The 14,285-nt window shown below is 37.5% G+C and carries 18 protein-coding genes; 14 read left to right on the forward strand and 4 right to left on the reverse strand.

Features of this window, described 5'->3' with window-relative positions; translation table 11 throughout:
* Positions 1 to 403 precede the first annotated feature (403 nt).
* Positions 404 to 1,078: a YjgB family protein gene (locus TY15_RS21530; protein WP_052353869.1), complete on the forward strand. Its 675-nt coding sequence runs from the start codon at positions 404 to 406 to the stop codon at positions 1,076 to 1,078.
* Positions 1,079 to 1,258: 180 nt separating this feature from the next.
* Positions 1,259 to 1,837 carry an REP-associated tyrosine transposase gene (locus TY15_RS21535; protein ID WP_040203333.1) on the forward strand — a complete coding sequence of 193 codons (579 nt, stop codon included), beginning with the start codon at positions 1,259 to 1,261 and terminating at the stop codon, positions 1,835 to 1,837.
* Between the two features lie 9 nt (positions 1,838 to 1,846).
* Here the strand turns inward: TY15_RS21535 and TY15_RS21540 are convergent, their stop codons facing one another.
* The gene (locus tag TY15_RS21540) at positions 1,847 to 2,425 is read right to left on the reverse strand and encodes a DUF6241 domain-containing protein (protein WP_040203335.1); all 579 of its coding nucleotides are present in this window, start codon (positions 2,423 to 2,425) and stop codon (positions 1,847 to 1,849) included.
* A 206-nt stretch (positions 2,426 to 2,631) separates the two neighbouring features.
* Here TY15_RS21540 and TY15_RS21545 point away from each other — a divergent pair, with 206 nt between their 5' ends.
* The 10 genes from TY15_RS21545 to TY15_RS21590 all read left to right on the forward strand — a co-directional run bounded on the left by TY15_RS21545 (position 2,632) and on the right by TY15_RS21590 (position 10,807).
* Complete coding sequence (locus tag TY15_RS21545; RefSeq protein WP_042375535.1) at positions 2,632 to 3,435, forward strand: prohibitin family protein; 804 nt, start codon at positions 2,632 to 2,634, stop codon at positions 3,433 to 3,435.
* 236 nt (positions 3,436 to 3,671) lie between these two features.
* Positions 3,672 to 4,277 carry a nucleotidyltransferase family protein gene (locus tag TY15_RS21550; protein WP_042375537.1) on the forward strand — a complete coding sequence of 202 codons (606 nt, stop codon included), beginning with the start codon at positions 3,672 to 3,674 and terminating at the stop codon, positions 4,275 to 4,277.
* Between the two features lie 2 nt (positions 4,278 to 4,279).
* Positions 4,280 to 4,585, forward strand: a complete 306-nt coding sequence (locus tag TY15_RS21555; protein WP_040203337.1) for a hypothetical protein — start codon at positions 4,280 to 4,282, stop codon at positions 4,583 to 4,585.
* A 252-nt stretch (positions 4,586 to 4,837) separates the two neighbouring features.
* Entirely contained in the window at positions 4,838 to 5,350 is a 513-nt protein-coding gene (locus TY15_RS21560) for a GNAT family N-acetyltransferase (RefSeq protein WP_040203339.1), read from the forward strand.
* Between the two features lie 193 nt (positions 5,351 to 5,543).
* On the forward strand, positions 5,544 to 5,981 hold the full coding sequence (locus TY15_RS21565; RefSeq protein ID WP_040203341.1) for a MarR family winged helix-turn-helix transcriptional regulator: 438 nt from the start codon (positions 5,544 to 5,546) through the stop codon (positions 5,979 to 5,981).
* A 438-nt stretch (positions 5,982 to 6,419) separates the two neighbouring features.
* A complete protein-coding gene (locus tag TY15_RS24770) occupies positions 6,420 to 6,842 on the forward strand; it encodes a hypothetical protein (protein WP_179301679.1) in 423 nt (140 codons plus the stop codon).
* A 52-nt stretch (positions 6,843 to 6,894) separates the two neighbouring features.
* On the forward strand, positions 6,895 to 7,338 hold the full coding sequence (locus TY15_RS21575; protein WP_040203342.1) for a cell wall hydrolase: 444 nt from the start codon (positions 6,895 to 6,897) through the stop codon (positions 7,336 to 7,338).
* 179 nt (positions 7,339 to 7,517) lie between these two features.
* Complete coding sequence (locus tag TY15_RS21580) at positions 7,518 to 8,063, forward strand: GNAT family N-acetyltransferase (RefSeq protein WP_040203343.1); 546 nt, start codon at positions 7,518 to 7,520, stop codon at positions 8,061 to 8,063.
* Between the two features lie 316 nt (positions 8,064 to 8,379).
* A complete protein-coding gene (abc-f, locus tag TY15_RS21585; RefSeq protein WP_040203345.1) occupies positions 8,380 to 9,999 on the forward strand; it encodes a ribosomal protection-like ABC-F family protein in 1,620 nt (539 codons plus the stop codon).
* Positions 10,000 to 10,051: 52 nt separating this feature from the next.
* The gene (locus TY15_RS21590) at positions 10,052 to 10,807 is read left to right on the forward strand and encodes an SDR family oxidoreductase (RefSeq protein WP_040203346.1); all 756 of its coding nucleotides are present in this window, start codon (positions 10,052 to 10,054) and stop codon (positions 10,805 to 10,807) included.
* A gap of 155 nt (positions 10,808 to 10,962) precedes the next feature.
* On the opposite strand, the gene TY15_RS24775 is transcribed toward TY15_RS21590, so the two are convergent.
* The gene (locus tag TY15_RS24775) at positions 10,963 to 11,112 is read right to left on the reverse strand and encodes a hypothetical protein (RefSeq protein WP_179301681.1); all 150 of its coding nucleotides are present in this window, start codon (positions 11,110 to 11,112) and stop codon (positions 10,963 to 10,965) included.
* 220 nt (positions 11,113 to 11,332) lie between these two features.
* Here TY15_RS24775 and TY15_RS21595 point away from each other — a divergent pair, with 220 nt between their 5' ends.
* Complete coding sequence (locus TY15_RS21595) at positions 11,333 to 11,521, forward strand: hypothetical protein (protein ID WP_040203348.1); 189 nt, start codon at positions 11,333 to 11,335, stop codon at positions 11,519 to 11,521.
* A 310-nt stretch (positions 11,522 to 11,831) separates the two neighbouring features.
* Here the strand turns inward: TY15_RS21595 and TY15_RS21600 are convergent, their stop codons facing one another.
* Together TY15_RS21600 and TY15_RS21605 are read right to left on the reverse strand one after the other, a co-directional pair.
* A complete protein-coding gene (locus TY15_RS21600) occupies positions 11,832 to 12,296 on the reverse strand; it encodes a hypothetical protein (protein ID WP_040203350.1) in 465 nt (154 codons plus the stop codon).
* A gap of 9 nt (positions 12,297 to 12,305) precedes the next feature.
* Positions 12,306 to 13,322 carry a DUF3231 family protein gene (locus TY15_RS21605; protein ID WP_040203352.1) on the reverse strand — a complete coding sequence of 339 codons (1,017 nt, stop codon included), beginning with the start codon at positions 13,320 to 13,322 and terminating at the stop codon, positions 12,306 to 12,308.
* Positions 13,323 to 13,592: 270 nt separating this feature from the next.
* On the opposite strand from TY15_RS21605, the gene TY15_RS21610 reads away from it, so the two are divergent.
* A partial coding sequence (locus tag TY15_RS21610; RefSeq protein WP_042375540.1) for a hypothetical protein occupies positions 13,593 to 14,285 on the forward strand: 693 nt, incomplete at its 3' end.

Raw genomic sequence — 14,285 nt, forward strand, 5'->3', positions numbered from 1 at the left:
CAATGTAAAAATTTTGAATTAATTCAATTTAATTACTAATATGCAAGGCTAGTGGGCCTGACCCCCGCTCAGTTAAAGCGGTAAAGTATGGGGTGCTGCATGTAGGCATGAGACAAAAGTTGGTAATTCGAAAGTGGGTGTAACATTGTTTAAGCTGTTTTCGTTCTAATAAATGAAACGATATTCTTCAGCCTTGTCTCATTGATTATTCATTTAAGAGTCCAATACAGTAGCAGATCTCTACAATTCTATAGATTTTTCGATAAACAGGCTGCAGGAGAAGGGAAGTGACGCTTTTGGAAAAAGGAGTGGGCTCAGGTATATTTCCATGCCTGATGTAAATCTATTGATAGGAAAATCAACAGGACTCATTCACATAGCATGATGAAAAGGGGTAATAAAATTGAAAAACTTATTGAAAATTGGCTTTATTCCGTGCCTTTTTGCGCTTCTAATCGGCTGTACGCATCAAGAAGATACACAGTCTTCACCACCTCCGTCCAAACAAACTTCGCCTAGCTCCAGTTCTTCTCATTCCTCCAGCCAAACCGATGAACCGGAAAAGCCATCAGAAAAGCCATCTGGAAACGTGTCCGAAAAACCGTCTAGTAACCCGTCAACCTCCGAGCCAAGCCAGACGGGAGATAGTCAGCAGGCGTCGTTGATACAGGAAACGGTGAAGCTTGCGAAAGAGGGAAGCGTTAAAAACTGCATCTTTCCTGTGGAAACGACTACTTTTGAGCAGATCACAGCTAAGTGGGGCGAGCCTGATCAACTTGATTTTGTGGCTGGGAATCGATATGCGACATATACCAGCCGGGGGATTGTTTTCGGTATAAATAAGGGGGAACAAATTTTTGATGTCCGTTCGAATGCGAAGGAACTTCAACAACTCACGTTTGAACAGATCAAGCAAGAATTAGGTAAACCAGATGACACTCGTACTAGTAGCGGTGATACCATCTGGGTCTACAATGTAACTGATAAATTTCAATTAAAATTCGTCGGTTCCAAAGCAACCATCGACCATATCTCAGTCTACTGCCCAAGAGATGCCAAAAATCAAATGGCAGGATAAGGGGCCTGACCCCCAATCAGTTAATGCTGTAAAGAGTAAAAGGAAGGCAGGGAGCTTAGGGCTCTCTGCTTTTTGTCGTATTTTCTTCTCAGTTTTTATCGAAAGGGGAAGGAATTTGGAGGGAGGTGTTGAATGATATAGATGGAAAGTAAGTAAGTTGAAAGAGAGGTGTTATGCACGTTGTCGAGAAAACTTCGTGTGTGGTTTCCTGGTGCCATCTATCATATTACGAGTCGAGGTAATCGAAGGTCAGTCATTTTTTTTGATGACTTTGATCGTGTAGTTTATTTGGAGTTACTAGAAGAAACCCGTCAAGCGTATCCTTTTCATCTCCTCGCCTATTGCCTCATGGACAATCACGTTCATCTGCAAATCGAAACCATTGATGATCATCCAAAAGATATTATGAAAATGATTAATTCCAGGTATGCCATCTATCTTAATAAACGGTACGAGCAAGTAGGTCACGTCTTTCAGGGAAGGTATGGATCTGAAATGATCGTCTCCACAGATTATCTATTAGATGTAAATAGATACATTCATCTGAATCCTGTTGAAGCCCAAATGGTGAGGTCCCCTCAAGATTATCCATGGAGCAGCTATCTTGCTTATTTATCGGATACGTATGTATCACCCATACCGATCCAAACCACAAAAGTATTAACTCTATTTCCAAAGCCGCAGATAGAAAACTACTGCAAATTCGTGGAAGACATACCGGTGCCTGACCCCCACAACATTAATGCTGTAAAGCATTAGAATCAGAGGCTATTCCTGTGATTGAGCGACGTTGGAATAGTCTTTGCCGAAGTTATTAGTAATAAAAGTTTCTTCCTCTACTGGGGTCAAGATGCCGTAAGCTTGACCGACGGTTCCATCCTTATATCTCCAAAAGTAGTTATGGTCACTGTCCACTTCTGCAAACTGTCCGTCCTTCCATTTTGCTAGAATGGCGAGCAGGTCAGCTTTATGAGTAAATTGACTATTATTAACAATTTCATAGACTTGGTTAATGGTAGAAGGAATCATTGGAATCGCACCCCACTTTTCTTCTGCCTTAACTTTTTGATGGGTCATCATGTGCATCACATCAATGACTGCCTCTTCTGAACTGTCCTGATTTAACTTAATATCATACTGCACACCACCAATTTTACCAGTCTGTTCTTCCTGTTCTTCTTCTAGCGCTTGTTCCTCTTTTGATTCCGCCTTATACTCATCAGGTGCTTGTTTGGGTAAGAGAGTCACTTTCTTTGAAGCCGTGTAATCGAACCACTTATAGACGCCATATGTTCCGCCTATCAAAATAATCAATACGATCAATAGTAAGACGAGTACTTTTTTCATAGCAGGATCCTCCAAAATATGGGATTACTATTAATTTACCAAAAAATTAGAAATAATACTAGCCTTATTGGGGCCTGACCCCCACACCCCCACATCGGTAATGCGGTGAAGCATGAGATCGTGAATAATTTTGCAATTGGGGGCATATGGTTATTTGAAGGATCTGTTCTGTATCGGCATGTACGTGTGAAAGAGGAGGAATCGGCATGAGATATACGAAATCGATCATCGGTGGACTAATTGCCCTTATTATTATTGTCTTGGGTTTTGCCTCAGCGACAACTGTTGAATCAGGTAATCGGGGCGTTTTGCTCCAATTTGGAGCGGTGAAGCCGACCATTCTAACAGAAGGGCTTCATTTTAAGCTTCCTTTTATTCAAACGGTTCAGCAGGTTGAGGTGCGGGTTCAAAAAGAGGAGAGTTCACAGACAGCTGCATCAAAGGATCTTCAAATGGTAACGGCAAATGTAGCCGTCAACTATTCAGTCGATCCTGGTTCAGTCAATACCCTCTATCAGGAAATCGGCCTGGATTATCGCTCGCGGATTGTCGACCCTGCCATTGCTGAATCATTGAAGGCGGTCACTGCCCAGTACACTGCTGAGGAACTAATCTCGAAACGGCCAGAGGTCTCCGCAAAGGTGAAAGAGATGTTGGGTGTCAAATTAACAAAATATTTTATGATTCTCGAAGATATCAATATTAAGGAATTTGCGTTTAGTGAGGAATTTAATAAAGCGATTGAATCGAAACAAACCGCGGAGCAAAATGCGTTACGGGCCCAGCGTGATTTGGAAAGAATCAAGATTGAAGCTGAGCAGAAGGTCGCTCAAGCTGGTGCGGAGGCGGAAGCGTTACGCTTGAAAAAACAAGAGGTGACCCCGGAATTAATTCAATTAAAACAAATTGAGGTCCAGGAGAAGGCATTAGAGAAATGGGATGGCCGTTTGCCAAGTGTTACGGGAGGGGCGACGCCATTTATTGACGTGAATGGTTTGACGAAGGAATAACTCGGGCGGCTGCATGAAAAGACTATCTTTCATGCAATCCGTTTTCCAAGAGGAATGCACAATAGTAGGTCTTCATCGTAATCCCTTTTCCAAGGGGATTAGTTCATTATACAAACCAAGTGGATTCAAAGCCTCTAGTCCATCATACTAGCGGCTTTTTCCATGCTATGAAAATCCTTTGAAGAAGGAGAACCATTCAACGGTATAGAATCATACAGGTATAACAATTTGTAAGGATGATCGGAATGAACGAGGAGAAAATGATAGCCATCATTAGCGAGGATCCATGGATGATGGAAATATTACAAGCGGCGAAATCATTGGAGTTGCCGGATTGGTGGATTTGCGCGGGCTTTGTTCGGTCGAAGATTTGGGATACTTTACACCACTTCAAGGAAAGAACGCCACTCCCAGATATTGATGTCATCTATTTCGATCCAACCAATCTGGAAGAAGCTACAGAAAAAAAGCTCGAGCAAAGACTGGCCAACCTGCTTCCCAATATTCCCTGGTCCGTAAAAAATGAAGCTAGAATGCATCTCAAAAGCCATATGCCTCCATATTCGTCAGCTGTTGACGCGATCTCTAAGTTTCCAGAAACCGCAACAGCTTTAGGGGTGAAAATAGATGATCAAGGTCGTGTCATCCTAACAGCTCCATGTGGAATTCATGATGTCGTCCACTTGGAGGTGAGACCGACACCGTATTTTACAAAAACGGAGGAGCGGGCGCAAATATACGAAGAGCGAGTCGCCAAAAAGAATTGGAAGTCCACGTGGAGTCAAGTACAAGTCGAACGGTTATTTTTCAGTCGAGCAAATCGGCTCAATGAAGGAGGGTAACGATGGATGGACAAGTATTCTGGGGAATTTTAGGAGTAATCTTATTAGGAGGTCTAATAAGATCTATGAATCTATTACGAAGTGAGATGGGCCGTGTAAATACAACATTAGAAAATATAGCAAAACATATGGGGGTGCCAGATACCAATCCAGCTACAGCCAATATCGATGAGGAATTAAAACTTCTGATTGCAGAAGGTAAAAATATCAAAGCAGTGAAAAGATATAGAATGGTTACGGGACTTGGCTTATTGGAATCCAAACAATATGTTGATTCCTTAAGCAGTAAGATGAGTGGTGAAAAGTAGACAGTACCCTGAAGTTGATGGGGTAGCGGGGCTTACGTCCATTTTAAAAAAAAAATGGATATTTTTCACCCGGAATCAATGATTTATTGAACATTTTGGTTCTTCATTCAGAAGTCAGCAAAGGTTATCGACCACTTGCCCCAATTTATCAACCGATTTTGCCATTTTATCGACCACTTCCCAAAATTCCACTTAAAATGCCAGATATCAAACGTTAGCGGCAATCAAAAAATGAGTTAGGGGTTGATGAAGATGACAGAACGAAGCCACCATCTAGTTCAGATTAATCCATGGGAAGAACAAGACCTTGATTTACTTTATCGACTCAACTCTCCAGAGATGATGGAGCACCTCGGAGGGCCAGAGACGGAAGAGCAGACCCTAAATCGGCATAAACGTTATCTTGAGCATGATCTTGTAGGAAGGATGTTTAGCGTTCAATTGTTACCTAACCTAGAATCAGTCGGTTCGGTCGGTTACTGGCCAAAGATTTGGAAGGAGGAACTTGTTTACGAAACAGGATGGAGCGTCCTTCCTGCCTACCAGGGGAACGGAATTGCGACAGCGGCAATGAAAATAGTCATCGAGGAAGCTGCAGCCGAGAACAAGTATCCCTACATGCATGCCTTCCCTTCAATTGATAATCCTGCATCGAATGCTGTTTGTCGAAAGTTAGGCTTCCAGCGCATCGCCGAATGCGAATTTGAATACCCTCCAGGAGCCTTGATGCGCTGCCATGATTGGCGAATCAAGCTTAATGGTTAGAGCGAATGGGACTAGGACGGTTGGATAGGATTCTTTGGACAGGCATTGCTTCTACCCCCATCGAAATCGTCTACCCATTTGTTGCATATACATAGAGTGGAATAAATAAGGAACCGATTGATAGTAAACCAAATTGACACCGAATAACAGATTTTGTATAGTAAGGGCGAAGAGTAGGATTGGAGTGAATCATTTGATTTTAAACTCTGAATTACAACATTTAGACCTTATCGACCTATTAAGTGAGCGTCATAGCTTAGTTCGAAAAATCGCCGAGAAAGCATGGAATGATCAAAGTGAGATTTATATTTCAAACTCTGAATGGTATATCATGGCGAGGATTTATAAAAAACAGCCGACCATTTCCTATGTGACAAAAAATGTAGAAATTTCTCGTCAGGCGATCCATAAATTTATCCAAAAGCTTTCTGATAAAGGATTAGTCGAAATCAATAATGTAGAAAACAACAAGAAGGAAAAGTGCATCCAGTTAACCGCATTAGGCAAAGATTGCTATGAAAAAAACGCGACCCTTAAAGCCCAGCTTGAGCAGAAAATTGCAGAAAAAATGGGTACTGAGCAGGTTCGCATGTTGAAAGATCTATTAAAATTAGAGTGGGATATAAATTAATTGCTGCCATGAAACCCTCGCTTCTGATAAAGGAAGCGAGGGTTTTCTTTTTGTGTAAAATCGTTAACCTAGATGACACTGAAGAAGAAATTTTGATATAGTTAACAAATCGGTTTGTACCTGGGAGGGAATAGAGAAAGTAGATTAGAAGAAAAGCCAAATTTGTTATTGTTCATATGTTAAAATATAGAAAAAATGGTCGAAAGAGGGGTGGCCACCATTCTGTCTAGAAAAATAATTTCGGCATCCATTTCTGGTACTTTCTTTACGATTATTTTAGGATTCATTCAGCCCAATCCTTTTGGTGAGGAAATAAGGTCAATCCAAAGCTATTTCATCTCTTCCAGTACGGCTATCTCGGTATATATGTTGTATAGTTTTCCCGCCATTTTAATATATGGTGTGGTAACGTCCATCATTAGCGATAAGGTCGGCGATATGATTTCAATCAAAGTCCAAGTAAAAAAGACAGAACCTATTGTTTCAGGAGCTTTCCATATCATTTTTGGCTTGATTTTGTTCTGGGTTAGTCTTGGAGCCGCTATATTATTTTTTATAACTGATCGAATATTGAGGGGACGAAATAAAGAGTACAACTGGTTGCAGGCAATGAAGAGTTTGACTATTCCTTTGCTCGCGTGGCTATTGGTATGGGGATTTTTTGGGGGAATGATCTTTTCTTTAACTAGAAGGGTCTTTCAATATAACAAGAATAGGGTGAATGAAATGAAAAAATCTTCTCCGAAACTACCTTTAACAACCGAAGAAAGATTAACTTTGAGAAGATGTAAAGTTAAATTAAGTGAGATTGCCGAAACGGATGTCATTTCCTTATCCAAACTAGGCATCCTTATTTTATAAACAATGACAACAATGTAGGCGATTTTTCATACTTTATTTTGGGGGTGAAAAAATGCCACGAGTAAATTACCGAAGTTCAGACGTTGACTTAATGGCAAGGATGATGAGAGCAGAAGCCGAGGGTGAAGGAAAACAAGGAATGCTATATGTTGGAAATGTCATTGTCAATCGTCTAAAAGCAAACTGTTCAGACTTTAAAAATTTACGAACGATTCCACAAGTCATTTATCAAGTACAAGGAGGAAATTATTCTTTTGAAGCCGTTCAAAAAGGAAATGTCTTTTACCAAAAAGCGAGAACGGCTGAAAAAAGATTAGCCAAACAAAATTTGGATTATTGGAGAGAACACCCAGGGAAATATGCCCTTTGGTACTTTAATCCATATGCCCCATGCCCACCGACATGGTATGGTCAACCTTTAGCAGGTCAATTTAAAAATCATTGTTATTATGAACCAACAGGTGAAACCTGTGATAGTGTTTATAAGGGAAGTTAAGCTTACTCTTTGAGTAAGCTTATACATAGTTTAAAAACCATACATTTTTTCATCTCATAGTGCAGTTAAGAAAAAGCCCATAATAGCTGTTCAACAAACGGGAGTGGAATAAAAAATGTCAACATCTCATTCAGAATAATGTGATAAAATACAAAATAAACCATTTGGGAGGGGATAGAATGTTTATACATAAAATAAACGATGACTTATCATTAAAATTAATAGAATTAAGAGATGGAGAAAGGGTATTCGAAGTAACAAACAACTCAAGAGGCTATTTAAGAGAATGGCTACCTTGGTTGGATATGACGACTAAACTTGAAGATACCATCGAATTTATCAAAATCTGTTTAAACGGTTTCGCTCAAAATAAGAGCTTAAATGCAGTGATTTTATTTAAAGGAGAAATTGTTGGAGTGGCAGGCTACAATAACATTAATTGGTCAAATAAAACAGCCTATATTGGTTATTGGCTGGGTGAGGAATTCCAAGGAAACGGAATAATGACCGAGGTGGCCAAATCATTGACCGATTATGCTTTTAATGAGTTAAACCTAAATAAAGTAGAGATTAGAGCGGCTATAGGAAATAAGAAAAGTAGGAGCATTCCTGAAAGATTGAAGTTTGTGAATGAAGGATGTATTAGACAAGCAGAATGGTTATATGACCATTATGTGGACCACGCTGTTTATGGGATTTTGGCAGAAGAATGGAATACGAAATAGGGTAAAGCTTAGGTTTACTTTTGATTGGATAATTATGGTTGACATTTAAAAAAATCCATCATATTATATGATTAAATCTTTGAAAGAAAGGCAAGGTACCGTATACAATGAAGTAGTAATCCTAGTTTTCAGACAATATTTTGAATACTTTTTTAAAAATATTTTGTCTAGATAGGATTAGTCTGTTCATTTTTAGGTACTTTCTTATATGAAATGATTAACACTCTTTTGTAATGAGTTTCAATTAAAAGGGATGTTTCTTTCTGTATGCCTAATAAATAACTAATCCTCTCTAGAATTCTAGGGAGGTTTTTTTATGCTATTGTTAGCAGCGCATAGAATTGAAAAAAGTTATGGTGATCGTTTAATTGTAAAAGCTGATCAACTGAACATATATTACGGTGAACGCATTGGTGTGGTAGGGAAGAATGGTGAAGGGAAAACAACTTTATTGAAAATGTTAGTGAATGACCTTGAGCCTGATCAAGGAACTGTACAATCATTCTGTCCAATTGCTTATATTCCACAACTTGGAATGCAAATGGAAAATGAGATGGGTCGCAAATTAAAAAGTAATTGGAAGGTCCCAACAGTGGAATGTTCACTTAGTGGTGGAGAAAAGACAAGAAAAAAAATAGCAGCTGCCCTCTCATCAGAAGCCAAATTAATCATTGCTGATGAACCAACTAGTCATTTGGATAGTGATGGTGTTGAAAAGTTCGAAAAGGAAATAAAAAATTTTGAGGGCGGAGTTGTCCTCATTTCTCATGATCGGGAGCTGTTAAATAACGTATGTACTCAGATTTGGGAAATAGACAATGGGACAATTCATAGTTTTGAAGGAAACTATCATGATTATGTTGAACAAAAGCAACTTTTAACAGACAGGCAATGGTTCGAGTACGAGCATTATACAAAGGAAAAACATCGTTTAGAACAGGCTGCTCTTGAAAAAAGTCAAAAATCAAAGTCATTGAAGAAAGCGCCAAGTAGAATGGGGAATTCCGAAGCAAGACTTCATAAAAGAAGTGTAGGTCAAAAGAAGGCTAAATTAGATAAAGGGGTAAAGGCTATTCAATCGAGGATTACCCAACTCGAGAAGAAGGAAAAACCGAGAACAGAAGAGAAAATCACTTTTGATATGAATCAATTTAAACAGATTCACAGTAAAACAGCTATTTTGTTTCAGCAAGTAAGTGCGAAAGTGGGGAACCAAATGCTGTTTCGTGATGTAAATGGGTCCATTAAACCCGGTTCAAAAGTGGCTATTATGGGAAACAATGGGGCGGGAAAATCAACATTATTAAACATGATTGCAAACGGATCTGAGGGTATATCTGTTTCAAAATCAGGATCATTAGGCTTTTTCCACCAACAGCTAGAAAATCTGGATGAAAACAAAACAATTTTAGAAAATATCCAAGATACGAGTCATTACACAGAACACTTTATTCGGACCGTTTTATCAAGACTACAATTCAAGCGAGAAGATGTTCATAAGAAAGTTCACATGCTAAGTGGGGGAGAAAGAGTTAAAACAGCCTTAGTAAAAGTATTTCTTGGAAATTACAATATTCTTCTACTTGATGAACCAACAAATTATTTAGATCTTCCCTCAATAGAAGCATTGCTATTCGTGTTAAAAGATTATCCAGGAACCATTATTTTTGTAACTCACGACCGTTATTTTGTTCGAGAATTGGCCACCCACATCCTTATTTTTGAAAACAATACATCACTTTTAAAAGATATTGACCACTTAAATATAACGAAAAGGGCTATTATGAAACACGAGAGAGAAGATTATTTATTGGCAATTGAGATGGAGTTAACGGAGATAGTAAGTAAATTATCTATTACCACTAATAAAGAAGATAAGGAATTACTTGAAGAAAAATATTTAGAATTGATAAAAAAGAAACGGCTAAGCAAGTAGGAAGTTTAATAGGGATGTCATCGTTTTCCTATTTATTAAGGAGGAGATTCTTATGGGAATTTCACAAAAGAAAGTAGCACTGATTACAGGGGCAAGTAGTCCAAGCGATATCGGTGCTGCGATATGCCGAAAATTAGCAACTCAAGGTGTAGATATCTTCTTTACCAATTGGAAATCGGAATCAGGTTGGTCAGAGAATTTTAAAAAAGAGATTATCGGACTAGGAGTTCAGTGTGAAAGTATAGAAATTGATTTGTCTGATGCAAATGCTGCCTATAATGTACTTGATGCAGTTTCAAGTAAATTTGGTTCTCCTTCGATTTTGGTAAATAATGCAGCTTATTCAACAAGTGGTGGCTATATGGAGCTGGATGCTCAAACTTTAGATGACCATTATGTAGTTAATATGAGATCGACCTTTCTCCTATGTGTAGAATTTGCCCGCCGCTTTGAAAAATCCAATTTACAATCAGGAAGAATCATTAATTTGACATCAGGACAGGATTTAGGACCAATGCCTGCTGAGTTAGCTTATGTGGCAACGAAAGGAGCAATTTCAGCGTTTACAAGGTCACTATCAACTGAACTAGCACCTATAGGAATTACGGTTAATGCGGTAAACCCTGGACCAACTGATTCCACTTGGATGACGGATGAAATAAGAGAATACTTGTTGCCGAAATTCAAAATGGGGCGCATTGGAAAGCCAGAAGATGCGGCACGAATGATCGCATTCCTTGCAAGTGATGAAGCGGAGTGGATAACTGGTCAGATTATTCATTCAGAAGGTGGATTTAACAGAGGGTAGAAATGATAAACTTTGAACCAGTATGGACGAATTCTATTCTGGTTCATTCTTTGTAGAAATGTCAGTAGTCTTCTTATAAGACTGACTACACTTACCAATTGATTAAGAATGTTGATGCAAAAAAATAAAAAACCACGTAGAGTGGTTTTTTAATCCTACATGGCTCCTGCCTCTCGAGAAGTCATTGCACCTTGTCCTTGGCTTATATCTTTTTGAATTTCTTTTTTTACTTTTTGGGCATCCGTTCCGGCAAATTCTGGTTTCATCATTGAACCCAAATTTTTTCTAGCTTGTTCTTTTTGCATACAACGCCTCCTCATTTTAATCCTTAACCATCTTATTATTTACATATAAACCCCCTGAATATCCCAAGGAATTGATTGAAATTCACTTAAAGTAAAGGGAACTTCGTATAAACAAATGGGATGCTGCGAAGATCTTTTTGATGCTGCATGAACGGATGGTTTAGTTTAGAAAGAACAACTGTTAAAATATACATATTAATTCATCACAAGAGGTTATTGAATGAAGGTATATAGACTAAAAAGGCAGTTTGATGGATATAAAAAAGGAACGCAGTTTTACATGATTAGTGAATCAGAATTTATAGGGGTTAAAGAGTTTGTATTGAGAACAGAAGATTTAACGAATAGGATAGCGATCAATGAAAATGAACTTCTTAAGAATTTTACTCTTATAAAAGAAATCTTTTAACGAATGACAAAAGAAACTTGCACCATAATAATGTAACTGAAATGCTCGACCAAGTTGTTGCTTGGAGCGGTTCATTAAAAACGTTAAGAAAATAATCAACTATCATATAGAACGGCCAGATTCCCATGCTTTAGAAAATAGCAAAATAATTACCTCCAATATTATTGTTTTTAGAGGAATTATGGACGGCTTTACCCAATGAAAATACCCGTTATTCAACTATTGTGGCAGGTTAGTGGGAGCACGTTTTGTATATAAACATAAAAAAGAACGCCATAGATTTCATCATAAGAAAACAAACTTGGCATTCTTATATTATGAACGATGTAATGAATTTTTTTATTACTAATCCAATTATCACTCCTGGTATAACAAATAACATTGGTAAAAAAATAGGTCCAAACAATACACCGAAAACTTTAATATCAGGTGAATAAATCAGACCTATAGTGACAAAATACGCTGCAAAAACAAAGGGAAGAAATAAAAAGGGAGAATTCTTTCCTCCTCCATTTGCATCCTTTACAGCATCCCACATTGAAAAAAAATACAGACAGGGATAAAACATTAGCCAATTGAAATTTATTTGCTCAATAGAAGTATTAGTATCACCATGGAAACTTGAAATGATTGCTTCATTAAAATTTGATTGAATATTTACAAGATATTCAAGGAATATGAATAATACGCCTTTAACATATTTTTGATTTAATAGTTGTCCAAAACCAGGCAAAGCAATTGACCATAATAATTTCTCAATCGCATTCTTATTCAATCATAATCCCTATTTCCTTTTGGTTTTAGCTAATTCAATTTCATCAACAGATGCAGGGGGCTTTTCCATCCAACCATGTTCAATCATAATATTCGCTCCATCTTCTGCAAAATGAACAGCTTCAAGAAATATGCGTAGAAACTTTGCACCCAAGTCACGTCTAGCAACTGTACCTATTGCAGTTCCATAATAACCAAGTGACATTCCAGAAAGTATGGATACTTGGAACATCATTAACTTATCTGAAAATGGCGGAGTCGTAGATTTAAGTACTTCTGAATCATATGTAGGTGACTTGGATATATTTTCTTCTGCTAAAATATGTGCCATAATCTCCACTACTTTATTCGCGATATTTGATCCTCTAACCATATAATTTTGAACTTCTTTTAATCCTGCAACCTGAGCAAAGCCTAATAGTAACGCTTTACCAACAGCATTTCTTTCCATATTTTCATAAAAGTGCATGATTTCTAGGGAATTGATTGGGCGACGTTCTCCAAACCAACCAGTTAAATATCCTTGTTTCTCAATAAATTCAACTTTTTCTGGAATTGGAATAGAAGCAGCCCTAGAATACAATCCTTTTTCTAGTGAGATGTTTAAGGATTTAAAAAATAATTCCCTAGTGAGGTCTACTGCACTTGAGAAAAGTTCTAAAACATCGAAGCGTGCACAAGCAGATAAAGCTGCACCATATGCAGTTAAGCCGTGTCTTGCCATATTGTGAACAAAATTTAAAAAGAAGGTATCAGAATATAGTGCAGGTGCATTCACATTAACATCCTCATTTTCACTAAAAGCAACGGGAATGGGATGATTTTCTTTGACATAAATTTCTGTAATATTTTGTAACATCTTATCTGATATTGAAATTGCCAAATTTAATACTGTTCGTATCTCCTCATCTTGGGTATTTTCTTTAAAATACTTCAATACACACTTAGACATACTATTATTCATGTATCCAGTCCAAAGTTGAGCTATTTCAGCAGAAGTAAGACGAATATTATGTTCAGAATTCATAATTGATTAACCTCCAAGTAGCATCTATCTTTAAAATGCCCTATTTAGAGCAAAATAATATACTGATAATTATTGGGGTTATTAATTTTAATAAAATAATGACGAATTGACTAAAAAGCGCAAGGGATAAAAAAGGAATTGCTCTGGCAGGTTTGTGCAAGAAGGATAAATAGAGTTTTGGAATTGCTTGGAAAAATAAGTTACACAGGATAAACAAACAAATTTGTAGCAAATTATAAAAAGTTCAATAATTCCTAAAGGTGACTGAAGATGAGTAACTACAGCAATGATAATACGGCTAGACGTTATAAAGCTCATGTAAGCATACTTGGAACCACTCAGCTTCATTTAAGGAACCCATACATTATCGCTTGGTGGTCCGCTGCCTTCCCAGGATTCGGACATTTAATTTTATCAAAATATCTTAGAGGTTATGCATTGTTTATTTGGAAAGTTGTGGTTAACTTATATTCACATGTCAATCTTTCAATGGTGTACTCATTTCAAGGAAATATAGACATGGCTAAAGAAATATTAAACACTAGGTGGCTGCTTATGTATATTCCTGTTTACCTTTTTGGTATATGGGATAGTTATCGAACAACCGTGGATATGAATAGGGTTTATCTTTTAGCTGAGAGAGAAGAACACAGCTTTAATAGCTTTGCGTTGGGTTCTCTAGAAATTAACTATCTAGATAAAAGAAACCCAGTTTTTTCCGTTATTTGGTCGCTGTTTATACCAGGTCTAGGACAACTTTATATACACAGAATATTGACAGCTTTATTTGTTATTATTTGGTTAGTCATCTTTTATTATAATTTGCATGCTCTAAAGGCAGTTTCGCTATTGTTTTTAGGCAAGATAAAAGAAGCAACCTCTGTGTTAAAAACTGAGTGGCTATTATTTATCCCTTCTCATTATGGATTTGCCATGTATGATTCTTATATTAATACAGTTAAA

This window comes from Neobacillus jeddahensis, from assembly GCF_000612625.1.
Taxonomy (GTDB): Bacteria; Bacillota; Bacilli; order Bacillales; family Cytobacillaceae; genus Neobacillus; species Neobacillus jeddahensis.